The 25,038-nt window shown below is 55.8% G+C and carries 26 protein-coding genes; 16 read left to right on the plus strand and 10 right to left on the minus strand.

Annotated features, from left to right (window positions below; translation table 11 throughout):
* The first annotated feature begins 123 nt into the window (after positions 1 to 123).
* The 11 genes from hycB (at position 124) to hypF (ending at position 11,368) form a co-directional block, all read left to right on the plus strand.
* Entirely contained in the window at positions 124 to 732 is a 609-nt protein-coding gene (gene hycB / locus LCS67_RS04920; protein WP_001079164.1) for a formate hydrogenlyase subunit HycB, read from the plus strand.
* Positions 732 to 2,558 (plus strand): formate hydrogenlyase subunit 3, encoded by a 1,827-nt coding sequence (gene hycC / locus LCS67_RS04925; RefSeq protein WP_000097046.1) that lies wholly within the window; start codon positions 732 to 734, stop codon positions 2,556 to 2,558. The genes hycB and hycC overlap by 1 nt, the downstream gene beginning before the upstream one ends.
* Before the next feature lie 2 nt (positions 2,559 to 2,560).
* Positions 2,561 to 3,484, plus strand: a complete 924-nt coding sequence (locus tag LCS67_RS04930) for a respiratory chain complex I subunit 1 family protein (protein ID WP_000110563.1) — start codon at positions 2,561 to 2,563, stop codon at positions 3,482 to 3,484.
* 17 nt (positions 3,485 to 3,501) lie between these two features.
* Complete coding sequence (gene hycE / locus LCS67_RS04935; protein WP_001288155.1) at positions 3,502 to 5,211, plus strand: formate hydrogenlyase subunit HycE; 1,710 nt, start codon at positions 3,502 to 3,504, stop codon at positions 5,209 to 5,211.
* Between the two features lie 9 nt (positions 5,212 to 5,220).
* Entirely contained in the window at positions 5,221 to 5,763 is a 543-nt protein-coding gene (hycF, locus tag LCS67_RS04940) for a formate hydrogenlyase subunit HycF (protein WP_000493767.1), read from the plus strand.
* The gene (gene hycG / locus LCS67_RS04945; RefSeq protein ID WP_000067422.1) at positions 5,763 to 6,530 is read left to right on the plus strand and encodes a formate hydrogenlyase subunit HycG; all 768 of its coding nucleotides are present in this window, start codon (positions 5,763 to 5,765) and stop codon (positions 6,528 to 6,530) included. The genes hycF and hycG overlap by 1 nt, the downstream gene beginning before the upstream one ends.
* On the plus strand, positions 6,527 to 6,937 hold the full coding sequence (locus tag LCS67_RS04950; RefSeq protein WP_000003725.1) for a formate hydrogenlyase maturation HycH family protein: 411 nt from the start codon (positions 6,527 to 6,529) through the stop codon (positions 6,935 to 6,937). The genes hycG and LCS67_RS04950 overlap by 4 nt, the downstream gene beginning before the upstream one ends.
* Complete coding sequence (gene hycI / locus LCS67_RS04955) at positions 6,930 to 7,400, plus strand: hydrogenase maturation peptidase HycI (RefSeq protein WP_000132993.1); 471 nt, start codon at positions 6,930 to 6,932, stop codon at positions 7,398 to 7,400. The genes LCS67_RS04950 and hycI overlap by 8 nt, the downstream gene beginning before the upstream one ends.
* Positions 7,401 to 7,456: 56 nt before the next feature.
* Positions 7,457 to 8,236, plus strand: coding sequence for a hypothetical protein (locus LCS67_RS04960; RefSeq protein ID WP_000692485.1), 780 nt, complete (start codon positions 7,457 to 7,459; stop codon positions 8,234 to 8,236).
* Between the two features lie 200 nt (positions 8,237 to 8,436).
* Positions 8,437 to 8,982, plus strand: coding sequence for an electron transport protein HydN (hydN, locus tag LCS67_RS04965; RefSeq protein WP_001078791.1), 546 nt, complete (start codon positions 8,437 to 8,439; stop codon positions 8,980 to 8,982).
* Positions 8,983 to 9,127: 145 nt separating this feature from the next.
* A complete protein-coding gene (gene hypF / locus LCS67_RS04970; protein ID WP_031569450.1) occupies positions 9,128 to 11,368 on the plus strand; it encodes a carbamoyltransferase HypF in 2,241 nt (746 codons plus the stop codon).
* 96 nt (positions 11,369 to 11,464) lie between these two features.
* Here hypF and norW read toward each other — a convergent pair whose 3' ends face one another.
* Positions 11,465 to 12,598 carry an NADH:flavorubredoxin reductase NorW gene (gene norW / locus LCS67_RS04975; RefSeq protein WP_031569447.1) on the minus strand — a complete coding sequence of 378 codons (1,134 nt, stop codon included), beginning with the start codon at positions 12,596 to 12,598 and terminating at the stop codon, positions 11,465 to 11,467.
* Positions 12,595 to 14,034 carry an anaerobic nitric oxide reductase flavorubredoxin gene (gene norV / locus LCS67_RS04980; RefSeq protein ID WP_031569444.1) on the minus strand — a complete coding sequence of 480 codons (1,440 nt, stop codon included), beginning with the start codon at positions 14,032 to 14,034 and terminating at the stop codon, positions 12,595 to 12,597. The genes norW and norV overlap by 4 nt, the downstream gene beginning before the upstream one ends.
* A 185-nt stretch (positions 14,035 to 14,219) precedes the next feature.
* Between norV and norR the strand changes: the two genes are divergently transcribed.
* Entirely contained in the window at positions 14,220 to 15,740 is a 1,521-nt protein-coding gene (gene norR / locus LCS67_RS04985) for a nitric oxide reductase transcriptional regulator NorR (RefSeq protein ID WP_000010808.1), read from the plus strand.
* On the opposite strand, the gene gutQ is transcribed toward norR, so the two are convergent.
* The 7 genes from gutQ to srlA form a co-directional block, all read right to left on the minus strand.
* Positions 15,737 to 16,702 carry an arabinose-5-phosphate isomerase GutQ gene (gene gutQ, locus LCS67_RS04990; RefSeq protein ID WP_001278204.1) on the minus strand — a complete coding sequence of 322 codons (966 nt, stop codon included), beginning with the start codon at positions 16,700 to 16,702 and terminating at the stop codon, positions 15,737 to 15,739. The genes norR and gutQ overlap by 4 nt on opposite strands.
* On the minus strand, positions 16,695 to 17,468 hold the full coding sequence (gene srlR / locus LCS67_RS04995) for a glucitol operon DNA-binding transcriptional repressor SrlR (protein WP_000804536.1): 774 nt from the start codon (positions 17,466 to 17,468) through the stop codon (positions 16,695 to 16,697). The genes gutQ and srlR overlap by 8 nt, the downstream gene beginning before the upstream one ends.
* A gap of 197 nt (positions 17,469 to 17,665) precedes the next feature.
* A complete protein-coding gene (gene gutM / locus LCS67_RS05000) occupies positions 17,666 to 18,025 on the minus strand; it encodes a transcriptional regulator GutM (protein ID WP_000255198.1) in 360 nt (119 codons plus the stop codon).
* Positions 18,026 to 18,101: 76 nt separating this feature from the next.
* Positions 18,102 to 18,881 carry a sorbitol-6-phosphate dehydrogenase gene (gene srlD / locus LCS67_RS05005; RefSeq protein ID WP_001077368.1) on the minus strand — a complete coding sequence of 260 codons (780 nt, stop codon included), beginning with the start codon at positions 18,879 to 18,881 and terminating at the stop codon, positions 18,102 to 18,104.
* A gap of 11 nt (positions 18,882 to 18,892) precedes the next feature.
* Positions 18,893 to 19,255, minus strand: a complete 363-nt coding sequence (gene srlB / locus LCS67_RS05010) for a PTS glucitol/sorbitol transporter subunit IIA (protein WP_000111553.1) — start codon at positions 19,253 to 19,255, stop codon at positions 18,893 to 18,895.
* Positions 19,256 to 19,266: 11 nt separating this feature from the next.
* Entirely contained in the window at positions 19,267 to 20,238 is a 972-nt protein-coding gene (locus LCS67_RS05015) for a PTS glucitol/sorbitol transporter subunit IIB (RefSeq protein WP_000199042.1), read from the minus strand.
* On the minus strand, positions 20,235 to 20,798 hold the full coding sequence (srlA, locus tag LCS67_RS05020) for a PTS glucitol/sorbitol transporter subunit IIC (protein WP_000573333.1): 564 nt from the start codon (positions 20,796 to 20,798) through the stop codon (positions 20,235 to 20,237). Before srlA ends, LCS67_RS05015 begins: the two co-directional genes overlap by 4 nt.
* Positions 20,799 to 21,051: 253 nt before the next feature.
* Here srlA and mltB point away from each other — a divergent pair, with 253 nt between their 5' ends.
* Positions 21,052 to 22,131 (plus strand): lytic murein transglycosylase B, encoded by a 1,080-nt coding sequence (mltB, locus tag LCS67_RS05025; protein WP_000476811.1) that lies wholly within the window; start codon positions 21,052 to 21,054, stop codon positions 22,129 to 22,131.
* A 37-nt stretch (positions 22,132 to 22,168) separates the two neighbouring features.
* Here the strand turns inward: mltB and LCS67_RS05030 are convergent, their stop codons facing one another.
* Positions 22,169 to 22,414, minus strand: coding sequence for a hypothetical protein (locus tag LCS67_RS05030; protein WP_001519391.1), 246 nt, complete (start codon positions 22,412 to 22,414; stop codon positions 22,169 to 22,171).
* A 194-nt stretch (positions 22,415 to 22,608) separates the two neighbouring features.
* Here LCS67_RS05030 and pncC point away from each other — a divergent pair, with 194 nt between their 5' ends.
* The 3 genes from pncC to recX all read left to right on the plus strand — a co-directional run bounded on the left by pncC (position 22,609) and on the right by recX (position 24,869).
* Positions 22,609 to 23,106: a nicotinamide-nucleotide amidase gene (pncC, locus tag LCS67_RS05035; RefSeq protein ID WP_000132239.1), complete on the plus strand. Its 498-nt coding sequence runs from the start codon at positions 22,609 to 22,611 to the stop codon at positions 23,104 to 23,106.
* 84 nt (positions 23,107 to 23,190) lie between these two features.
* A complete protein-coding gene (gene recA, locus LCS67_RS05040) occupies positions 23,191 to 24,252 on the plus strand; it encodes a recombinase RecA (RefSeq protein ID WP_000963150.1) in 1,062 nt (353 codons plus the stop codon).
* A 116-nt stretch (positions 24,253 to 24,368) separates the two neighbouring features.
* Positions 24,369 to 24,869, plus strand: coding sequence for a recombination regulator RecX (gene recX / locus LCS67_RS05045; RefSeq protein WP_001294867.1), 501 nt, complete (start codon positions 24,369 to 24,371; stop codon positions 24,867 to 24,869).
* Positions 24,870 to 25,038 lie beyond the last annotated feature (169 nt).

Consider the following 25,038-nt stretch of genomic DNA (forward strand, 5'->3'; position numbering starts at 1 on the left):
ATTCGCGATGTGGCGTTGCGCCATGTCATGAATGTTTTGGGGATGGGCGTGTCGATAAGTGTCGAAAATGACATTTCAACGGCATGTTTTCGTCAAAAATGACAATCACCTGAGGAATGCCTGGTGAATCGTTTTGTAATTGCTGACTCCACTCTCTGTATCGGCTGCCACACCTGTGAGGCCGCCTGTTCAGAGACGCATCGCCAGCATGGCCTGCAGTCAATGCCGCGCCTGAAAGTGATGCTGAATGAAAAAGAATCTGCGCCGCAGCTTTGTCACCACTGTGAAGATGCGCCATGCGCCACGGTATGCCCGGTTAACGCGATTAATCGCGTTGACGGCGCTGTCCAGCTTAATGAAAGCCTGTGCGTGAGCTGTAAACTGTGCGGTATTGCCTGTCCGTTTGGCGCTATTGAGTTTTCCGGCAGCCGTCCGCTGCATATTCCGGCGAACGCCAATACGCCGAAAGCGCCGCCAGCGCCGCCAGCGCCTGCGCGCGTCAGTACGTTGCTCGACTGGGTGCCGGGCGTACGCGCTATCGCGGTGAAATGCGACCTGTGCAGCTTTGACGAGCAAGGCCCGGCCTGTGTGCGGATGTGCCCGACTAAAGCGCTACACCTGGTGGAGAACACGGATATCGCCCGCGCCAGCAAACGTAAACGTGAGCTGACGTTTAATACCGATTTTGGCGATCTCACCTTGTTTCAGCAGGCTCAGAGTGGGGATGCATAATGAGTTCACTTTCACTGATTACTAGCGGCGTCGCGTGGTTTGCCGCCGCCGCCGTTCTGGCGTTTCTGTTTTCGTTTCATAAAGCGCTGAGCGGCTGGATTGCCGGTATCGGCGGCGCGGTCGGCAGCCTGTGTACGGCTGGCGCGGGGTTCACCGCACTGACCAGCGCCGTTACGGTGAGCGGCGTGATGCCGTTTACCGGCCACATGCTGCAAATTACGCCGCTGAATGCTATCTGGCTGATTACGCTGGGGCTGTGCGGCCTGTTCGTCAGCCTGTTCAATATCGACTGGCATCGCCATCCACAGGTAAAAGCCAACGGACTGTTGATCAACCTGCTGATGGCGGCAGCCGTCTGCGCCGTGGTCGCCAGTAATCTGGGGACGATGGTGGTGATGGCGGAAATCATGGCGCTCTGCGCCGTGTTCCTCACCGGCGGTAGCAAAGAGGGCAAACTGTGGTTTGCGCTGGGCCGTCTCGGTACGCTGCTGCTGGCAATCGCCTGTTGGCTGGTGTGGCAGCGCTACGGCACGCTGGATCTGGGGGTGCTGGATCAACGCGCTCAGCAACTGCCGCTGGGCTCCGATATCTGGCTGCTCGGCGTTATCGGTTTTGGTCTGCTGGCCGGGATTATCCCGCTACACGGTTGGGTGCCGCAGGCGCACGCCAACGCCAGCGCTCCCGCCGCCGCGCTGTTCTCGACCGTGGTGATGAAAATCGGGCTGCTGGGCATTCTCACGCTATCTCTGCTTGGCGGCAATGCGCCGCTGTGGTGGGGCGTGGCGCTGTTGGTACTTGGGATGATCACCGCCTTTGTCGGTGGTTTGTACGCGCTGATGGAGCATAACATTCAGCGTCTGCTGGCCTATCACACGCTGGAGAATATCGGCATCATTCTGCTCGGTCTGGGCGCAGGCGTTACCGGGATTGCTCTCAATCAGCCGGTACTGATCGCGCTGGGTCTGACCGGCGGGCTCTATCACCTGCTGAACCATAGCCTGTTTAAAAGCGTGCTGTTTCTGGGCGCGGGTAGCATCTGGTTCCGTACCGGTCATCGCGATATCGAAAAACTGGGCGGTATTGGTAAACGGATGCCGGTTATTTCTATCGCCATGCTGGTCGGTCTGATGGCGATGGCGGCGCTGCCGCCGCTGAACGGCTTTGCCGGCGAGTGGGTGATTTACCAGTCCTTCTTCAAACTGGGCAACAGCGGCGCGTTTGTTGGTCGTCTGTTAGGACCGCTGCTGGCGGTTGGCCTGGCGATTACCGGCGCGCTGGCGGTGATGTGTATGGCGAAAGTTTACGGCGTGACGTTCCTTGGCGCGCCGCGCACGAAGGAAGCTGAAAATGCCAGCTGCGCGCCGATCCTGATGGGCGTCAGCGTGGTGGCATTGGCGATTTGCTGCGTACTGGGCGGGGTTGCCGCGCCGTGGCTGCTGCCGATGATTTCCACTGCGGTACCGTTGCCGCTGGAAACCGCGCACACCACCGTATCGCAGCCGATGATCACGCTGCTGTTGGTCGCCTGTCCGCTACTGCCGTTCATCATTATGGCGATGTTCAAAGGCAACCGTCTGCCGTCGCGTTCTCGCGGCGCGGCCTGGGTGTGCGGCTACGACCATGAGCAGTCGATGGTGATTACCGCGCACGGTTTTGCCATGCCGGTGAAAGAGGCCTTTGCCCCGGTACTCAAACTGCGTAAATGGCTGAACCCGGTATCGCTGGTGCCGGGCTGGCAGAACGCGGCGGCCGCGGTGCTGTTCCGTCGTCTGGCGCTGATTGAGCTGGCGGTGCTGGTGGTGATTGTGGTTTCACGAGGAGCCTGAAAATGAGTGTGTTTTATCCGTTAATTCAGGCGCTGGTGCTATTTGCCGTTGCGCCATTGCTGTCCGGTATTACTCGCGTGGCGCGCGCCCGTCTACACAATCGCCGAGGGCCGGGTGTGTTGCAGGAGTACCGCGACATTATCAAACTGCTCGGTCGTCAGAGTATTGCGCCTGCGGATTCCGGCTGGGTTTTTCGCCTGACGCCGTTTGTGATGGTCGGCGTGATGCTGACTATCGCCACCGCGCTGCCGGTTGTCACCGTTGGATCTCCGTTGCCGCAACTGGGTGATTTAATCACCCTGATTTACCTGTTCGCGATTGCGCGCTTCTTCTTCTCTATTGCAGGCCTGGATACCGGCAGCCCGTTCACCGCGATCGGCGCCAGCCGTGAAGCGATGCTCGGGGTGCTGGTGGAGCCGATTCTGCTGCTGGGTCTGTGGGTCGCCGCGCAGGTGGCGGGTTCAACTCATATCAGCAATATCGCCGATACCATTTATCACTGGCCTGTCGCGCGCAGTATTCCGCTGATTCTGGCGCTGTGCGCCTGCGCCTTCGCCACCTTTATCGAAATGGGCAAGCTGCCGTTCGACCTGGCGGAAGCGGAGCAGGAGTTGCAGGAAGGGCCGTTGACCGAATACAGCGGTAGCGGCTTTGCGGTGCTGAAATGGGGCATCAGCCTTAAACAACTGGTGGTGTTGCAAATGTTCGTCGGCGTGTTTCTGCCGTGGGGACAGATGGAAACCTTCAGCGCAGGCGGACTGTTGCTGGCGCTGGTGATTGCCGTCGTCAAGCTGATTGTCGGCGTACTGGTGATCGCCCTGTTTGAAAACAGCATGGCGCGACTGCGTTTTTGCGCCACTTCACGCGTGACCTGGGCCGGTTTTGGGTTTGCGTTTTTAGCCTTCGTCTCCTTGCTGGCGGCGTGATTTAAGAGAGTTTGAGCATGTCTGAAGAAAAATTAGGTCAACAATACCTTGCGGCGCTGCACCAGGCCTTTCCGGGCGTCGTGCTGGACGAAGCCTGGCAGACCAAAGATCAGCTGACTATTACGGTAAAAGTGAACTATCTGCCGGAAGTGGTGGAGTTTCTTTACTACCAGCAGGGTGGGTGGTTGTCGGTGCTGTTCGGTAATGACGAACGCCAGTTGTGCGGCCACTATGCCGTTTATTACGTGCTGTCGATGGAGCAGGGCACCAAGTGCTGGATCACCGTCCGCGTTGAAGTGGATGCCAATAAGCTGGAATTCCCATCCGTTACGCCGCGCGTGCCGGCTGCCGTGTGGGGTGAGCGCGAAGTACGCGACATGTACGGTTTAATCCCGGTCGGTCTGCCGGACGAGCGCCGTCTGGTGCTGCCGGACGACTGGCCGGATGAACTCTATCCGCTGCGTAAAGACAGTATGGATTATCGTCAGCGCCCGGCGCCGACCACCGATGCGGAAACCTACGAGTTCATTAACGAGCTGGGTGACAAGAAAAATAACGTGGTGCCGATTGGCCCGCTGCACGTGACCTCCGATGAGCCGGGACACTTCCGTCTGTTTGTTGACGGCGAGAACATCATCGACGCCGACTACCGTCTGTTCTATGTCCACCGCGGCATGGAAAAACTGGCGGAAACCCGTATGGGTTATAACGAAGTGACGTTCCTGTCGGATCGCGTGTGTGGTATCTGCGGCTTCGCCCACAGCACCGCCTACACCACTTCCGTGGAAAACGCGATGGGCATTCAGGTGCCGGAACGTGCGCAGATGATCCGCGCTATTCTGCTGGAAGTGGAACGCCTGCACTCGCACCTGCTGAACCTAGGCCTCGCCTGCCACTTTACCGGTTTTGACTCCGGCTTTATGCAGTTCTTCCGCGTGCGTGAAACCTCCATGAAAATGGCAGAGATCCTTACCGGCGCGCGCAAAACTTACGGACTGAACCTGATCGGCGGGATTCGCCGCGATCTGCTCAAAGAGGACATGATCCAGACCCGTCAACTGGCGCAGCAGATGCGTCGTGACGTGCAGGAGCTGGTGGACATGCTGCTGAGCACGCCGAATATGGAACAGCGTACCGTGGGTATCGGCCGTCTGGACCCGGAAATTGCCCGTGACTTCAGTAATGTCGGCCCGATGGTGCGCGCCAGCGGTCACGCCCGCGACACCCGCGCCGACCACCCGTTTGTGGGCTATGGCCTGCTGCCGATGGAAGTGCACAGCGAGCAGGGCTGCGATGTGATTTCTCGTCTGAAAGTCCGTATCAACGAAGTTTACACCTCGCTGAATATGATCGATTTCGGTCTGGATAATCTGCCGGGCGGCCCGCTGATGGTGGAAGGCTTTACCTATATTCCGCACCGTTTTGCGCTCGGCTTTGCCGAAGCGCCGCGTGGTGACGATATCCACTGGAGCATGACCGGCGACAACCAAAAGCTTTACCGCTGGCGCTGTCGTGCGGCGACCTACGCCAACTGGCCGACGCTGCGCTATATGCTGCGCGGCAACACCGTCTCCGACGCGCCGCTGATTATCGGCAGCCTCGACCCGTGCTACTCCTGTACCGACCGGATGACCGTGGTCGATGTGCGTAAGAAGAAGAGCAAAGTCGTGCCGTACAAAGAACTTGAGCGCTACAGCATTGAGCGTAAAAACTCGCCGCTGAAATAAGGAATCGCCATGTTTACCTTTATCAAAAAAGTTATCAAAACCGGCACGGCGACCTCGTCTTATCCGCTGGAGCCGATTGCGGTTGATAAAAACTTCCGCGGCAAGCCGGAACATAATCCGCAGCAGTGCATCGGCTGCGCCGCCTGCGTTAATGCCTGCCCGTCGAACGCGCTGACGGTGGAAACCGATCTTGCAACCAATGAGCTGGCGTGGCAGTTCAATCTTGGCCGTTGTATCTTCTGCGGTCGCTGCGAAGAGGTGTGCCCGACGGCGGCGATTAAACTGTCGCAAGAGTACGAACTGGCGGTGTGGAAGAAAGAAGATTTCCTGCAACAGTCCCGCTTTGCGCTGTGCAACTGCCGCGTGTGCAATCGTCCTTTCGCGGTACAGAAAGAGATTGACTACGCCATTGCGCTGCTTGCGCACAACGGCGACAGCCGCGCGGAAAACCACCGCGAAAGCTTTGAGACCTGCCCGGACTGTAAGCGTCAGAAATGCCTGGTGCCGTCCGACCGTATTGAACTGACTCGCCATATGAAAGAGGTCAGCTAATGAGCAATTTATTAGGCCCGCGTGACGCCAACGGCATTCCGGTACCGATGACGGTGGATGAATCCATCGCCAGCATGAAGGCGTCTCTACTGAAAAATATTAAGCGTTCGGCATACGTTTACCGCGTGGACTGCGGCGGCTGTAACGGCTGTGAAATCGAAATCTTTGCGACGCTGTCGCCGCTGTTTGATGCCGAGCGTTTCGGCATCAAAGTAGTACCGTCGCCGCGTCATGCCGATATTCTGCTGTTTACCGGCGCGGTGACCCGCGCCATGCGCTCTCCGGCGCTGCGCGCCTGGCAGTCGGCGCCGGACCCGAAAATCTGTATCTCTTACGGCGCCTGCGGCAACAGCGGCGGCATCTTCCATGATCTGTACTGCGTTTGGGGCGGTACCGACAAAATCGTCCCGGTGGATGTGTACATTCCGGGGTGCCCGCCAACGCCTGCCGCCACGCTGTACGGATTTGCAATGGCGCTTGGCCTGCTGGAGCAGAAAATCCACGCCCGCGCGCCGGGTGAGCTGGACGAGCAGCCCGCAGAGATCCTGCATCCGGATATGGTGCAGCCGCTGCGCGTGAAGGTGGATCGCGCGGCGCGCCGGCTGGCGGGTTATCGCTATGGTCGTCAGATCGCTGATGATTACCTGACACAGTTGGGGCAGGGCGAGCAGCAAGTGGCGCGTTGGCTGGAAGCGGAAAACGATCCGCGTTTAACCGAAATTGTCACCCATCTCAATCATGTTGTTGAAGAGGCGCGTATCCGATGAGCGAACAGGTGGTGTTCAGTCAACTGAGCCGTAAGTTTATTGATGAGAACGATGCGACGCCCGCCGAGGCGCAGCAGGTTGTCTATTACAGCCTGGCGATTGGTCACCACCTGGGGGTTATCGATTGTCTGGAGGCCGCGCTCACCTGCCCATGGGATGAGTATCTGGCGTGGATCGCCACCCTGGAAGCCGGTAGCGATGCCCGGCGTAAAATGGAAGGCGTGCCGAAGTATGGCGAGATCGTCATCGATTTCAACCATGTGCAAATGCTGGCGCGCGCGTTTGATGAGGCGCGCGCCGCGCAGACCCCGCAGCAGCAAGAATGGAGCAAACTGATGCTCAGTATGCTGCATGACATTCATCAGGAAAGCGCCATCTACCTGATGGTGAGGAGGCTTCGTGACTGACGTTTTACTCTGTGTCGGCAACAGCATGATGGGCGACGACGGCGCAGGCCCGCTACTGGCGGAAATGTGCGCGGCGCAGCCGAAGGGTAATTGGGTGGTGATTGATGGCGGCAGCGTGCCGGAAAACGACATTGTGGCGATTCGCGAACTGCGCCCGCAGCGTCTGTTGATTGTCGACGCCACCGACATGGGACTTAATCCGGGCGAGATCCGCATTATCGATCCGGATGATATCGCCGAAATGTTTATGATGACCACCCACAATATGCCGCTGAACTACCTGGTCGATCAGCTCAAAGAGGATGTCGGCGAGGTGATTTTTCTTGGTATCCAGCCGGATATCGTCGGGTTTTATTATCCGATGACTCAACCGATTAAGGACGCGGTAAACATCGTCTATCAGCGCCTGGAAGGATGGCAGGGAAACGGCGGATTTGCCGCGCTGGAAGCGCCGGAGGCGTAAAATGCGCACATATTTAGGGAGAATTTGAGTTACCCGGCAACGGTTGTAAGAAGGACGTGAAGATTATCGTATGGAGCGGACTGCTATTTCTCTGCCTCGCCGTGCGCGCGCTGGCCACCGATTTTGTCGGTTACCTGCCGATGAGCGACGGTGAATATGCGCAAAAGCGTGCGCTGAAGCCGCTGTTGACCCTGCCTTATTCTGTATCGCCCGACCAGACCTGGCATTTTCGCCAGGTCGGAGTCAGTGGCGTGACGCTACTGCCGGAGCCGAAAAAAGATAACGAATGGCGGATTAGCGGAAAAGACAGAGCCGGTAATTCGTGGGTTGTCCCGGTGGGAAGGCTGATTAATTTGGCGGGTAATGCGCAATTTTATCGCGCTGACCTCGATCGTAACGGCATTCAGGACCTGGTTATCTGGTTGGGCAATCCTGGGTTGGGCCTGGCGCCGAGCGCGCAATACATCATTTTCACCTTTCTCAAGAATGGCCGCCCCTGCGTCTTTGAACCGTGGGGGTTTTATACCGCGACCGATACTGGCGTCGATGATTTGCTTGATTTACAGGGCAATGGGCGCACGCAACTGTTGGATATGCAGTTTGACTCAGGCTACTGGATAACCAATTTATATCAGGTGAAGGACGCCCGCTGGCAGCGCGTACACGGCTGGTTTGGCCGGTTGAGTTATCCGGCGCTGACCCGTTTTAATCACTATCCTGGCCGTAAATTAATTATCAAACCTATTGCCGGAAGGAATCCGCAAACGGACGATCTTTCCCTTACGCAGCTCTGTTTAATACGCGGTAACGTATTGCCAGGCGTTAATCAGGATTGATGCCAGTTGCGGTGCAGAGTTGGCTGGCTATCACTGCAAATCTTGACCACCACTGGCGACATTACGTGTCATCGACACTTGTGACGATGACACGTAAATGCTCACGAAAATAGAAATAATATTCTTAAATAACAATGAAATAAAAATTGGCACGATTCGTGTATATATCGGCACATCATCTGTTATTGCTGGAGAATTTGATGAACCGTTTCATCATTGCAGACGCGAGTAAGTGCATTGGTTGCCGTACCTGTGAAGTGGCTTGCGTCGTATCCCATCAGGAAAATCAGGATTGCGCATCGCTGACCCCTGAAACCTTTTTACCTCGTATCCATGTCATCAAAGGCGTGAATGTTTCCACGGCAACGCTGTGTCGCCAGTGTGAAGACGCTCCGTGCGCCAACGTTTGCCCGAATGGCGCCATCAGCCGTGACAAAGGTTTTGTTCATGTGATGCAGGAACGCTGCATTGGCTGTAAAACTTGCGTAGTGGCATGTCCTTACGGCGCCATGGAAGTGGTGGTACGTCCGGTGGTTCGCAATAGCGGCGCGGGGCTGAACGTGCGTGCCGAAAAAGCCGAAGCCAACAAGTGCGATCTGTGTCACCACCGTGAAGCCGGTCCGGCCTGTATGGCCGCTTGCCCAACGCACGCCCTCATCTGCGTGGACCGCAATAAGCTTGAACAGCTGAGCGCGGAAAAACGCCGTCGTGCGGCGCTGGATTCAACGGCATCGCTGCTTTTCTGATTTCTGCGATTGCGCGTAGAATACGCCACAAAGCATTGCCGGATGGCGGTATCAATGCCTTATCCGGTCTACGGTCCGTGCGGTTGTAGGCCTGATAAGCGTCGCGCCATCAGGCATCCGGGTTCGATGATGGCGGGAAAATAAGATGGCGATAGACACACCTTCCGGCGTACAGCTACGCATTCGGGGCAAAGTACAGGGCGTCGGTTTTCGTCCTTTTGTCTGGCAGCTGGCGCAGCAGTTGCGATTACACGGCGACGTGTGTAATGACGGCGACGGCGTCGTCGTTCGGCTACTGGAAGAGCCGTCGCAATTTATTGCCGCGCTTTATCAGGATTGCCCGCCGCTGGCGCGGATTGACAGCGTTGAACACGCGTCGTTGATATGGGAGCGCGCACCGACGGATTTTACCATTCGTCAGAGCGCAGGCGGTTCGATGAACACGCAAATCGTGCCGGATGCGGCGACCTGCCCGGCATGTCTTGCCGAGATGAATACCCCAGGCGAGCGGCGCTACCGTTATCCTTTCATCAATTGCACCCACTGCGGACCACGCTTCACCATTATTCGTGCTATGCCCTATGACCGACCATTTACGGTGATGGCGGCGTTTCCCTTGTGTCCGGAATGCGACAGCGAATACCGCGATCCGTACGATCGCCGTTTTCATGCCCAGCCCGTTGCCTGTCCGTCATGCGGGCCGCATCTTGAGTGGCGGAGCCAACATGAACGAGCGGAAAAAGAGGCGGCTTTGCAGGCGGCGGTCGCCCAACTGAACGCCGGGGGCATTATTGCCGTTAAAGGGCTGGGTGGTTTTCATCTGGCCTGCGATGCGCGCAACGATAACGCAGTGGCGATGCTGCGGGCGCGTAAACATCGCCCGGCGAAACCATTGGCGGTGATGTTGCCCACGGCGCAAACGCTGCCGAGCGCGGCGCGTTCGCTGCTGACCACGCCAGCGGCCCCGATTGTGCTGGTGGATAAGCAGTATGTGCCTTCGCTGGGTGAAGGCATCGCGCCAGGACTTACGGAAGTGGGTGTGATGCTGCCAGCCAACCCATTGCAACATCTCTTGTTGCAGGCGCTCAATTACCCGCTGGTGATGACATCCGGCAACCTGAGCGGCAAACCGCCCGCCATCACCAACGAACAGGCGCTGGACGATTTACACGATATTGCCGATGGTTTTCTGTTGCACAATCGCGACATTGTACAGCGCATGGACGACTCTGTCGTGCGCGACAGCGGCGAAATGCTGCGTCGTTCGCGGGGATACGTGCCGGACGCGATTGCGTTGCCGCCCGGATTTCGCGATGTGCCGCCGATACTTTGTCTGGGCGCGGATCTGAAAAACACGTTCTGTCTGGTACGCGGCGAACAGGCGGTTGTCAGCCAACATTTGGGCGATCTCAGCGATGACGGTATCCAGGCGCAGTGGCGCGAGGCATTGCGTCTGATCCAGTCAATCTACGATTTTACGCCAGAGCGTATCGTCTGTGATGCGCATCCGGGCTATGTTTCCAGTCAGTGGGCCAGTGAGATGCGTCTGCCGACAGAGACGGTGTTACACCATCATGCCCATGCGGCGGCTTGCCTGGCCGAGCATGGTTGGCCGCTGGACGGCGGAGAGGTGATTGCCCTGACGGTAGACGGTATCGGCATGGGTGAGAATGGCGCGCTATGGGGCGGAGAATGTTTGCGGGTCAATTATCGCGAATGCGAACATTTAGGTGGTTTACCCGCCGTGGCGCTGCCGGGAGGCGATCTGGCTGCCAAACAGCCGTGGCGTAATCTGTTAGCGCAGTGCCTGCGCTTTGTGTCGGACTGGCAGGATTACCCGGAGACAGCGGGGCTGCAACAGCAAAACTGGAGTGTCCTGGCGCGTGCCATTGAGCGCGGCGTCAATGCCCCGTTGGCCTCTTCCTGCGGGAGGTTGTTTGACGCGGTGGCTGCCGCGCTTCGCTGCGCGCCAGCATCGCTTAGCTATGAGGGCGAGGCCGCCTGCGCGCTGGAGGCGCTGGCCTCTCAATGCGCTAACGTTGAGCATCCGGTAACGATGCCGCTTAACGGCGCTCAACTGGACGTCGCTGTTTTCTGGCGGCAATGGTTGAACTGGCAGGCCACGCCCGCGCAACGCGCCTGGGCTTTTCATGATGCGCTGGCGTGCGGGTTTGCCACGCTAATGCGCCAGCAGGCTACGGCGCGGGGGATAACCACTCTGGTCTTCAGCGGCGGGGTGATACACAACCGCTTACTGCGCGCGCGTCTTGCCTTTTATCTTTCTGATTTTAAATTGTTATTTCCGCAGCGGTTACCAGCGGGCGACGGCGGGCTGTCGTTTGGACAGGGCGTGATTGCCGCAGCGCGAGCATTAAGGGAAGTGTAGGGTGCCAGATGGCGGCTGCGCCTTATTCGGCCTGTAAACAGATGCTCACTCGTAGCCCGGATAAGACGCGAAGCGGCGCCATCCGGCATCACAGGCTTATACGGACAACGTTTTCAGCAGTGCAAAGGCCTCTTTCATGCGGTCTTCACTCACCACAAAGGCGCGTAGTTGGCCTTCTCCACTCATGCCTTTGGCAATCATACCGTCAGATTCTGCGGTAATCTGCCAGCTCAAATCGCGGCGCTGAGTTTCTCCCGCCAGATGCAGCGGCAGTTCCGGCGTTTTGACTTTGACCAGCATCGCCGGTAGCTTCAGCGGCGCGTTGCCGCCGAGCAGATTTTTCGCCAGGTACATCGCACTTAACTGGATCGGTTGCAGGAAGGGCAGCACCTGACCGTTGATCTCCGCGCAGTCGCCGATCGCATAAATATCCGGGTGACTGGTCTGTAGATAGCTATCCACGCAGACGCCGCGGTTGACGGCTACCCCGGCGCGGCGCGCCAGAGCGGTTTCCGGGCGTAAGCCGGTGGCGGCAATCACCGCATCGACCTCAATACTATGCTGGCTTACCAGCGTAGCGCGGATACCGGCTTCGGTTTTCTCCAGTTTTTGCAACTGCGATTTCAGCAGCAGATGCACCCCTATATCGGTCAGGTGATGCTGTAAGCGACTGCTCACTTCCGGTGGCATCAGTGAGGCGAGAAGGCTGGCGGCGTTATCCATCAACGTTACCGTTTTCCCGGCGCGGCAGAAATCCATCGCTAATTCACTGCCAATGAGACCGCCGCCGACAATCAGCACTCGCTGCGCGTCGCGCAGTTGTGTCTCACAGGCGCGGTACTCCTGCTGGCTATTCAAAGTAAGCATTAACTCACGTCCTGTAATCGGCGGTACAAAGGCTGTCGCCCCGGTCGCCAGTACCAGCTTGTCGTACTGCCACTGCTTATCCTGACTTTTCACCACATGGGCATCGGCATCAATGTCAGCAACCCAGGTATGCGGGAACAGTCGCAGATTAAACTGTTCAGCAAATTCCCCCGCTAACTGGCGGGTGAGATCATCGGCGCGCTGCGACTGGCTGATAACGTGGCTGAGATCGGGCTTGTTGTACTCATCCATGCTGTCCGCCGCAATCAGAGTTAACGGCACATGCGCATCTTGTTTACGAATATTTTTGACGAGCTGGCGGGCGGCGAAGCCCGACCCAATAATGATGATTCCCCGACTCATTTTGCCTCCGTCGCCAGTACGTCGAACACGTCTTTACCTAATGAACATTCCGGGCACAGGAAGTTATCCGGCACGTCGCTCCACGGCGTACCCGGCGCGACATCCTGCAACGGCTCGCCCTGCGCAGGGTCGTAAATCCACTGGCATACGCTGCATTGCATTTTAGGGCCGAGGTCTGCGGCGGCGCAGGTTGTGGTTTCTTCGGCTGGCGTGGTTTTCTGTGTGGTTTCCGGCAGCGGAGCAAGCGCCCACTGACGCGCGATGTCGCGACCGTGCTGACGGCACAGCTCCAGCGCATCCAGATCCGGACGCCATTTTGCTTTCAGACTCAGGGACATTTCAAAACCGGCATCCTGTAAGCGCGTGGACAGTCGATCCACCGCGCCGCCGCTCCAGCCATGAGAACCGAAGGCGCTGGCGCGTTTGTTGCGAAAGCGCAGGCCGGTAATCTCTTCCACCAGACCAGCGATTTTCGGCATCATCACGTTGTTCATGGTAGAAGTGCCGACCAGCACGCCTTTCGAACGGAAGACATTGGTCAGTATTTCATTTTTATCGCTGCGGGCGACGTTAAAGATTTTGACCGCCACGTTCGGGTCCACTTCATTGATACCCTGTGCGATGGCATCCGCCATCATGCGAGTATTGTTCGACATGGTATCGTAGAAAATAGTGATACGATCTTCCTGATAATCTGCCGCCCATTTCAGATACAGTTCCACGATTTGCGTTGGGTTGTCGCGCCATACCACGCCGTGTGAGGTGGCAATCATATCCACCGGCAGGTTGAAGCCGAGGATTTCGGTAATTTTTGGCGTTACCAGACGGCTGAACGGCGTCAGGATATTGGCGTAGTAGCGCTGGCATTGTTCAAACAGTTCGGTTTGGTCCACTTCATCATTGAACAGACGCTCGTCGCAGTAGTGCTGACCAAAGGCGTCGTTGCTGAATAACACCGCGTCGCCGGTCATATAGGTCATCATGCTGTCCGGCCAGTGCAGCATCGGCGTTTCCACGAAGATCAACTGCTTGCCGTTGCCGATATCCAGCGTATCGCCGGTTTTCACCACCTTAAAATTCCATTCCGGGTGATGGTGATGGCCGTTGATAGAATCAATGGCGTTGGCGGTACAGTAGATAGGCGTGTCCGGGATCTGCGCCATCAGTTCGGTCAGCGCGCCTGCATGGTCTTCTTCGGCATGGTTAATGATGATGTAGTCGATGTCCGCGAGGTCGATTTCACTGCGCAGGTTTTGCACAAACTCACGGCTAAACTTATGATCGACGGTATCGATCAGCACATTCTTTTCTTCACGAATGAGATAGCTGTTATAGCTGCTGCCTCGCAGCGTTTTGTATTCAGTGCCGTGAAAATCACGAACTTCCCAGTCGCGCTGGCCAACCCAATGAATATTATTTTTAACCAGGATAGACATAACCACCTCAATTCATTCAACGTTTGCAAAAAGTTGTTTTGCTTATTGCAGGTAGTGTGCCAACTTTACATCTTATTGATTTATATGAATTTATAATAAGTTTGTATTTTTGATATAGTCAAAAAGACTATAAATGATGCTGTCAATATGACACTATAGATTGTCAAAATGACAATGAGGTAACCATGAGTTTTTCCGTGGAGGTATTGGCGGGCATCGCCATTGAGTTACAACGCGGTATTGGGCATCAGGATCGTTTTCAGCGGCTGATTACTACGCTGCGTCAGGTGCTGGCGTGCGACGCCTCGGCGCTGTTGCGTTATGAATCACGACAATTTATTCCACTGGCGATTGATGGCCTGGCGCAGGACGTCCTCGGCAGACGTTTTACCCTGGAAGGGCATCCGCGCCTGGAAGCCATCGCCCGCGCGGGGGACGTGGTGCGTTTTCCGGCTGATAGCGATTTGCCCGATCCGTATGACGGGTTAATTCCCGGACAGGAAAGCCTGAAAGTCCACGCCTGTGTTGGTCTGCCGCTGTTTGCCGGACAGAACCTCATCGGTGCGCTGACCCTTGATGCTATGACGCCGGAGCAGTTCGAGGTATTTAGCGATGAAGAACTACGGCTTGTCGCCGCGCTGGCCGCCGGGGCATTGAGTAATGCGCTGTTAATTGAACAACTGGAAAGCCAGAACATGCTGCCGGGGTCGTCAGGCGTGTTTGAACCGATAAAAGAGACGCACATGATCGGCCTGTCGCCTGCGATGACGCAGTTGAAAAAAGAGATCGAGATTGTGGCGGGCTCCGATCTTAACGTGCTGATCGGCGGTGAAACGGGGACCGGTAAAGAGCTGGTGGCGAAAGCTATTCACCAGGGCTCCCCCAGAGCGGTCAATCCGCTGGTCTATCTCAACTGCGCCGCGCTGCCGGAAAGCGTGGCGGAGAGCGAGTTGTTTGGTCATGTAAAAGGGGCTTTTACCGGGGCTATCAGTAATCGTAGCGGTAAGTTCGAAATGGCAGATAACGGTACGCTGTTTCTGGATGAGATTGGCGAACTGTCGCTGGCGCTACAGGCCAAGCTACTTCGCGTGTTGCAGTATGGCGATATTCAGCGCGTCGGCGACGATCGTAGCCTGCGCGTGGATGTGCGGGTGTTGGCGGCGACCAACCGTGACCTGCGTGAAGAGGTGCTGGCGGGGCGTTTTCGCGCCGATCTGTTCCATCGCCTGAGCGTTTTTCCGCTCTTTGTGCCGCCGCTGCGCGAGCGTGGCGATGATGTGGTGCTGCTGGCGGGCTATTTTTGCGAGCAGTGCCGACTGCGGCTGGGGCTGTCCCGCGTGGTGCTGAGTCCCGACGCGCGCCGCCATTTGCTCAACTATGGCTGGCCGGGCAACGTCCGGGAGCTGGAACATGCCATTCACCGTGCGGTTGTGCTGGCGAGAGCGACTCGGGCAGGGGATGAGGTGATACTGGAGGCGCAGCATTTTGCCTTGTCAGAGGACGTTTTACCCGCGCCGCCTGCGGAAAGCTTTCTGGCGCTGCCAACCTGCCGCAATTTGCGCGAATCGACGGAGAACTTCCAGCGAGAGATGATTCGCCAGGCGCTGGCGCAAAATAATCATAACTGGGCGGCCAGCGCGCGGGCGCTGGAAACCGACGTCGCCAACCTGCATCGGCTGGCGAAGCGTCTGGGACTGAAGGATTAGATAATCCCTGCCTGGTAGAAATCCTGCAGGTTAATGGCGCCGGTGAGTTTGCCGTTTTCATCGACCACTGGCGCGGCGGTAATTTTGCGTTTCATCAGGATCTCTTTGGCGTCAATGGCGCGGCTTTGCGCCTGGAGCGTAATACCGTTGGGCGTCATGGCTTCGCTTACCGGCGTGGTGAGCGCGCCGCCGCCCACCAGCCAGCGACGCAGGTCGCCGTCGGTAAAGACGCCTTTCACAACATGTTGCTCATCGCAAACCGCCACCAGCCCCAGTCCGGTACGGCTAAGTTCCAGCATGGCATCCATCACGCTGGTGGCGAGCATCACCTGCGGTATTGCATCGCCCTGGCGCATCAGGTGATGCACATTATTGAGCAAACGCGCGCCCAGTGCGCCAGCCGGATGCGAACGGGCGAAATCTTCTTCGTTAAAACCGCGCGCCTGCATGACCGCCATCGCCAGCGCATCGCCCATCATTAGCGTATTGACGGTACTGGACGTCGGCGCCAGATGCATCGGGCAGGCTTCACGCTCGACGGAAATATCCAGAACGGCTTTTGCCGCTCGCCCCAGCGGAGAGTGAGGTTTACCGGTCATCGCCAGCAGCGCGACGGATTTATCTTCCAGACGCGGGATGATGAGGTCGAGTTCTTTTGCGCCGCCGGAATAGGAGATAAATAACATCACGTCGCGGCTTTCAATCATCCCCAGATCGCCATGCAGTGCTTCCGCCGGATGAACAAAAAAAGCGGGAGTACCGGTACTGGCAAGCGTCGCGGCGATTTTTTTACCAATATGGCCTGACTTACCAATGCCGGAAACGATCACTTTGCCTTCACAGTGAATAATGATATTGGCGGCGCGGACAAAATCATCGCCCAGACGCTCCGGCAGACGGCTGGCTTCCTGTAGCTCCAGCATTAAGGTCTGACGGCCCGCGTTTAGTAGTGCATCACTCATTGCTTTCTCCGGTTATGATTACTTCAATCCCTTTTGCTTCCAGCGCCTGACGAAATGCCGGATCGATCCCCGCGTCCGTGATCAGTTTGTCGACGGTTTCCAGACTGCACACCACATTGGGGCTTTTACGACCAAATTTTGAGGAGTCCGCCATCAGAATCACCTCGCGTGCTGCATTGCACATTGCGTTACTGACGGTGTAAACCTCATTGAACGTGGTCACACCGACGTTCAGGTCAATACCGTCAGTTCCCATGAAAAGTTTATCAAAGCTGAATTGCTCAAAGGCGTTTTCCGCCAGTTGACCGTGAAACGACGCCGATTTTTTACGGAAGGTGCCGCCGGGCATCAGGATAGTTTGTTCGTTGTCCAGTTCCGATAGCGCGTTAACAATATGGAGGCTGTTGGTCATCACCGTGATGTTGCTAAAACGCGAAAGCAACGGCACCATCTGTAACACGGTACTTCCGGCGTCCAGAATAATGGAATCGCCATCATGGATATATTTCACAGCGGCTGCGGCTATCAGCGCTTTTTTGTGGGTGTTGATAAGCGTTTTGTGATCAATAGGCGGATCGGACTCTTCTTTATTCAACACCACGCCGCCATAGGTGCGGATGACGGTTCCGGCATTTTCCAGAATGACCAGATCTTTACGGATAGTGGTGCCTGTCGTGTCAAAGTACTGGGCCAGTTCTTCAACCGAGCATTTTCCCTGTTTTTGCAGGTGCTCCAGAATCGCGGCCTGACGCTGACGAGGTTTCATAGGCGTGATTACCCTGACTTATGTATTTACCCGTCATACTTCACGCTGCATGTGCGTTGGCTTTCCTCGCTCACCCCGGTCACGTACTGATGTACGCTCCTGGGATTCACTGCGTCGCCGCCTTCCTGCAACTCGAATTATTTAGGGTATTGGTTGCAAAATGATAATTTCGCAAGCTATACGCATTCACAACGAAATTACCCATGTTTCAGTTTAAGCGCCAATGATAGTGCATTCTGCGCGAGCGAATCATGGGGAAAGATCACATCAGGCTGTAATTCATGCAAATGTTTTCCTTGCATTGCGGCAATTTTAACCGGTCTGGCGAATACCGTAAGGCCTTTCATCAATAAAGTGTCCGTCACCCGCTGCTGTTCGTCCAGCGCCACAGCAACCACCACCCGGGGCTTAAAACGCCCGCCGGAGCGCCCGACGCCGACCCGCCCCTGTTGGCTAAGTTTATCGAAAGCCCGATTAAAGCGGGAAATCTGCCAGCCGCCCAGCGCCAGTTGCGCGCACCAGGCGATAACGGCGACGGTAATCAGAGTGGAAACCATAATGTGCTCCTGTTGTTTTGCCTGATGGCGGCGTAACCGTCTTATCCGGCCTACGGCGCCATCCGGCAATTCACGGTCAGAACATCACTTGACCGCCGGTTACGTTGATCGACTGCCCGGTGCAATAAGACGCTTTCGGGCTGGCATAAAATAACAGCATGTTCAGCACATCCTGATAATCACACCCGCGTTTGAGTGGTACCTTATCAATGTAATACTGTTCCACCTCGTCGGGCTTAATGCCCAGTTTAGTGGCGTATTGCGGCAGCAGTGACTGGAACATTGGCGATTTCAAAAGGTTGCCGAGCATCAACGAGTGTACGGTAATGCCGTATTCCGCCAGATCCAGCGCCAGAGACTGGGTTAACCCCACGCCGCCGAATTTCGCCGCGCTGTAGCCGGAGTTGTGTTTACTGCCCACTTTGCCGGATTTAGAGTTAATCTGAATAATGCGCCCCTGAATGCCGTCGCGGATCATCAGGCGGGAAAACTCACGGGCGCAGAGGAAATAGCCCACCAGATTCACCTGTAGCGAGCGGTCAAAATCGCCCAACTGGAAATCGCTGATAAACGCCGCTTTGGCGATACCCGCGCTGTAAACCAGCAGATCGGCGCGCCCGAAAATCTCGTCTACGCCGCGGGACAGCGCCAGCACGCTCTGCTCGCTGGTAGCGTCGGCGCCAAAACCGTACGCCATACCTTCGCCAAAATCGGCGTTAATTTCCTGGGCGACATTCGCGGCTTTATCGCTTTGAATATCAACGACCGCCACGCGGTATCCTTCTTCTGCAAGCCCACGGCAAAGGAATGCCCCCAGGGTCTGGCCTCCGCCAATGACAACGGCAACTTGATTCATGTTTTTTCTCCTTAAGCGACAAACGTCAAAATACAGCCCGGCGCGATATCGTCCGGTACAGGCCCCGCAACGTGTACGGTGCCGGGAAATTCCGCTTCGCGCAGACCATCGAAGCGCAAAGTGATATGCCCCAGTTCACGCAGGTTTTGCTCGGCTACGCTGCCGACCGCCGTGACCGGATAGCAATGTTGGCCCAATTCACACCGCGCGCCAGGCTGCAGCGCGCCGGTCAGTTCGCCATGACAATGGATGAAGCAAAATTCTTCGATATCCGCCGGCGCGCCTTCCCGAAACGTAATCAGCATCTGTTCGCCGAGCGCCTCCTTCGCGCTCTGGCCGATACGGGTGATGGTGGTTTGATAAATCACGCTCATGTCTGAACCTCTTATTGATAGATAAAGCCGGAAACAAACCAGGCGATAAGTACCGTGGGCGCGCCAGTCAGGAAGCGTCCGACCAGCACGGAAGGTACGCCGACGCGAACGGTGTCTTGTTTCGCTTCTGCCAGCGACAGGCCGACCGGGATAAAGTCGCAGGCCGCCTGCGCGTTAATCGCGAACAGGGCAGGAAGCGCCAGATGCGGGGGGATATTGCCCAGGCCTATCTGAACGCCAATCAGGACGCCAATGACCTGAGCGATAACCGCGCCAGGGCCGAGAAAGGGCGACAGCAGTGGGAAAGAGCAGATCAATGCCAGCGTCACCAGCCCCAGTGGATGGCTGGCTAATGGCGCCAGACCGTGGGCGATCCAGTCGCCAAGACCTGAGGCCATAATGATGCCGATCAGCGCCGAAACGAACGCCATAAACGGCAGGATTGTTTTCAGGACCGTATCAATGGTGTCGCGACCGGACTGGAACAGTACCGCCACGGCGGAGCCCATTCCCATACCAACTTTTGCCAGCAGCCCGTCGCTCTGCTCGGTGATTTTTTTGCTGGTGTCGTAGTCACGTCCTAATGTCGTTTTGGCAGGCTGGGGACTGTCAGGCGTTTCGCCGACAAGAGTAATGTTTTCTTCTTTTACGCCGGAGACATAAATATCCTCAACAATATACTGCGCCAGTGGGCCGGACTTACCCGTCGAGTGAATATTAATGGTTGGAATCCGGCGTTTCGGATAGATACCGCAGCGCAGCGTACCGCCGCAGTCGATAATGGCCGCGCCGATTTCCGCTTCCGGCGGTTCGCCTTCTTTAAAGCCGTCCACCGCTTGCCAGCCTGTTAGTTGCGCCAGTTTGTCGACGATCGCCGGGCGCGTACCGGCTGTGATATAGACGATCTTTTTGCCTGGCGTAACGTCCAGTTCAAGCGGGCCGCCCCAGCCGCCGGCGCCTTTCTCAATACGAACCCGTGTCATGATACCGCTCCTGTCAGATGAACTTTCTGCTCAAGTTGAATCCCCATTTTTTTCTCAAAAATAGCGGTGGTGAGATCGGTTACCCAACCGCGGAAGAAGTTCGTCACCAGACCTACCAGCAGATAGCTCACTGCGAGCGGGCCGAGAGGAAGCCCTAACGTGGTGAGTCCGCTGGCGATACCCAGATAAACAAACAGTTCGCCGGGATTGATATGCGGAAACAGACCGTTCATGGAGTGACAGCTATAGGAGGCCGCCGCGTAATAGCTCGGCTTGTACTTCTCCGGCATAAAGCGTCCCAGACTCAGGGTCATCGGATTACAAAAAACAAATGTCCCGATACACGGTAAAAGCAGGTAACGAGATAGCGGATTTCCGGCGCAACGTTGGGCAAAACGCTCAATACGCTGCTGGCCGATAAAATTGATGAGCGCATTCATGATAACCAGCAGGCTTATCAGTAGCGGAAGAATACCTGTCACCATACCGGTAAACACCTCTCCGCCTTTCTGGAATAACCCGATGAACCACTCCGCACCATGTGTAATGGTTTCGATCATTGTTCTCTCCTGTAGGGTTTTTAGTTTTCTTGCTAATTTCCTGTTCATTTTAATCATGTTGAAAGATTCAAAAGTGTTATTGTGATCGCAAAATAAAAGAAAAATATTTTAACTTGAAAGTTTGTGGGGTGGGGGAGCAGATACAAATTGAAAAGAGGAGAAAGGTGATTTTATTCTCTTGTGCCGCTTCCTTGTGCGGCGGGGGATGCTTTACCATACTTCTCCCTGGCTGAATTTGTTTAATGGATGTCTCATGTTCAAGCGTCGTTATGTAGCGTTACTTCCACTTTGCGTATTGCTTGCTGCCTGTAGCAGCAAGCCAAAATCTTCCGAGACTCAAGCGACGACGGGCACGCCTTCCGGCGGCTTCCTGCTTGAGCCGCAGCATAACGTCATGCAAATGGGCGGCGACTTCGCCAACAACCCTAATGCGCAGCAGTTCATTGATAAAATGGTCAGTAAACACGGTTTCGACCGTCAGCAACTGCAGGAGATCCTCTCGCAGTCTAAAAGACTGGATTACGTCCTGCGTCTGATGGACAGACAAGCGCCGACCACTCAGCCGCCCGCTGGACCAAATGGCGCCTGGTTGCGCTACCGCAAACAATTTATTACGCCGGATAACGTGCAAAACGGCGTCGCGTTCTGGAATCAGTATGAAGACGCGCTGAACCGCGCCTGGCAGGTATACGGCGTACCGCCGGAAATCATCGTGGGGATTATCGGCGTGGAAACCCGCTGGGGACGTATCATGGGGAAAACGCGGATTCTGGACGCGCTGGCGACGCTGTCATTTAACTATCCGCGTCGGGCGGAATATTTCTCCGGCGAGCTGGAAACCTTCCTGCTCATGGCGCGCGATGAGCAAGACGATCCGCTCAATCTGAAAGGTTCCTTTGCGGGCGCGATGGGCTACGGCCAGTTTATGCCATCTTCCTATAAAGAATATGCGGTCGATTTCAATGGCGACAATCACATCAACCTTTGGGACCCGGTTGATGCCATCGGCAGCGTGGCGAACTACTTCAAGGCGCATGGTTGGGTGAAAGGCGATACGGTTGCGGTGCCGGCGAATGGTCAGGCGCCTGGGCTGGCGAATGGTTTCAAAACAAAATATAGCCTCTCTCAGCTTGCCGCCGCAGGCTTAACGCCGCAGCAATCGTTGGGCAATCATCAGGAAGCCAGCCTGCTGCGTCTGGATATCGGTACGGGCTACCAGTACTGGTACGGCCTGCCGAACTTCTACACCATTACCCGATATAACCACAGCACGCATTATGCGATGGCGGTTTGGCAACTGGGCCAGGCGGTAGCGCTGGCGCGGGTGCGCTAATTTACGCTTAGGGAGGGGAGCACCCCCTCCGCTATTATTATGGCTTTTTGGGCTGATTCTCTGCCTGCAAGTGGGATATCTTCTTTGATAGTGCCAGACTATATCCCAGACATCCCAGGCCTAAGATAATTTGACCGCCATCATACGGTTCAAAATAGCCTGACGACAATATATTCAGTACTCCCATTCCTAATGAACATACTCCACCCACAATTAACCACAGCCGTAGTTGACAGGTTTGTTTCAGTTTGTGCTGTGTGCTTTCCGTTTTTTTGAGTGACATCCTTGCTTTGTCTCCGTGCGTGTAAATTTAGCAACATGGTACTGCTATTTAGTCATGTGCTACCTCTTTCATTCTGCATAAATAACCTGCTGGCATTTTTTCGGAATCCGACTCGTAAAATCGACTGCTCGTCCCCATCTCTGGTGAGAAAGTGCTATCTTGTGCGGCAAGATTTCTAACTGACAGAGGTCATGATGACTGACAGTGAACTGATGCGGCTTAGCGAGCAGGTCGGGCTGGCGTTAAAAGCGCGCGGGGCGACCGTAACGACAGCAGAGTCCTGTACCGGCGGCTGGCTGGCGAAAGCCATTACCGACATCGCCGGAAGCTCCGCCTGGTTTGAACGCGGCTTTGTCACCTATAGTAATGAAGCCAAAGCGCAGATGATTGGCGTGCGTGAAGAGACTCTGGCGCAGCATGGCGCGGTCAGCGAACCCGTAGTGGTCGAAATGGCGATCGGGGCGCTGAAGGCCGCTCGCGCCGATTTTGCTGTCGCTATTAGCGGAATTGCCGGGCCGGATGGCGGCAGTGAAGAAAAGCCGGTTGGTACGGTGTGGTTTGCTTTCGCCAGCGTCAGTGGAGAAGGGATTACGCGTCGGGAATGCTTCAGCGGCGACCGTGAATCGGTGCGTCGACAGGCGACGACGTACGCGCTACAAACCCTGTGGCAACAATTTCTACAAAACACTTGATACTGTATGAGCATACAGTATAATTGCTTCAGCAGTACGAATTCACTATCCGGTTCAATACCAAGTTGCATGACAGGAGTAATAATGGCTATCGACGAAAACAAACAGAAAGCGTTGGCGGCAGCACTGGGCCAAATTGAAAAGCAATTTGGTAAAGGCTCCATCATGCGTCTGGGTGAAGACCGTTCTATGGATGTGGAAACTATCTCCACCGGTTCGCTTTCACTGGACATCGCACTCGGTGCGGGCGGTCTGCCGATGGGGCGTATCGTCGAAATTTACGGGCCGGAATCTTCCGGTAAAACGACCCTGACGCTACAGGTGATTGCCGCTGCGCAGCGTGAAGGTAAAACCTGTGCGTTTATCGATGCGGAACACGCGCTTGACCCTGTTTACGCACGCAAGCTGGGCGTCGATATCGATAACCTGCTCTGTTCTCAGCCGGATACCGGCGAGCAGGCGCTGGAAATCTGTGACGCGCTGGCGCGTTCAGGCGCGGTGGACGTCATTGTGGTCGACTCCGTAGCGGCGCTAACGCCGAAAGCGGAAATCGAAGGCGAAATCGGCGACTCTCACATGGGCCTAGCGGCGCGTATGATGAGCCAGGCGATGCGTAAGCTGGCGGGGAACCTGAAACAGTCCAACACGCTGTTGATTTTCATTAACCAGATCCGTATGAAGATTGGCGTGATGTTCGGTAACCCGGAAACCACTACTGGCGGTAACGCGCTGAAATTCTACGCCTCTGTTCGTCTTGATATCCGTCGTATTGGCGCGGTGAAAGAGGGCGATAATGTCGTGGGTAGCGAAACGCGTGTGAAAGTGGTGAAAAACAAAATCGCCGCGCCGTTTAAGCAGGCCGAGTTCCAGATCCTCTACGGCGAAGGCATCAACTTCTATGGCGAACTGGTTGACCTGGGCGTGAAAGAGAAGCTGATCGAGAAAGCGGGCGCATGGTACAGCTACAACGGCGAGAAGATTGGCCAGGGCAAAGCGAACGCGACTACCTGGCTGAAAGAGAACCCGGCGACAGCGAAAGAGATCGAGAAAAGGGTTCGTGAATTACTGTTAAGTAATCAGAATGCCACGCCCGATTTCGCCGTTGACGATAGCGAAGGCGTTGCAGAAACCAACGAAGATTTTTAATCATCAGGTGATGGTGGGTCGGACAAAACGAAGCCGCCATTCAGCAAAACGTTAAATTACCATCAAGGGCTGCATTTATGCGGCCCTTTTGGCATTTCTCCCTGTTAAGGTTTTTTATGAGTGAACCCACATCGCGCCGTCCCGCTTATGCTCGTCTCCTTGATCGTGCGGTACGTATTCTTGCTGTCCGCGATCACAGCGAGCAGGAATTACGGCGTAAACTCTCCGCGCCGGTGATGGGCAAAAATGGGCCGGAAGAGATTGATGCGACGGCAGACGATTATGAACGCGTGATCGCCTGGTGCCACGAACATCGCTATCTTGATGACGAGCGCTTCGTGATGCGCTTTATCGCCAGTCGTAGCCGCAAAGGCTATGGCCCGGCGCGTATTCGCCAGGAGTTGAATCAGAAAGGCATTTCCCGTGAATCGACTGAAAAAGCAATGCGAGAATGTGAAATTGACTGGAGTGAAATGGCACGTGAACAGGCCATTCGCAAATATGGCGAGCCGCTCCCTTCAAACTTTTCAGAAAAGGTTAAGGTACAGCGCTTTTTGCTCTATCGCGGGTATCTGATGGACGATATCCAGCAAATATGGCGAAATTTTGCAGATTGAGCGCATACGGGATTTTACTTCCCGGTAAAGAAAACTTATCTTATTCCCACTTTTTCCGTCTGGACGCGGGTTGCTTAACGGCGAACAGCGTCTGCGACGAATATTCCTTAAATACACAAAATCATTCAAGCCGCATCAAAGCGGCAAGTGAGCCTCGGGAACGCGTGAC

This window comes from Salmonella sp. A7, assembly GCF_020181675.1.
In the GTDB taxonomy this organism is placed as follows: Bacteria; Pseudomonadota; Gammaproteobacteria; order Enterobacterales; family Enterobacteriaceae; genus Salmonella; species Salmonella enterica.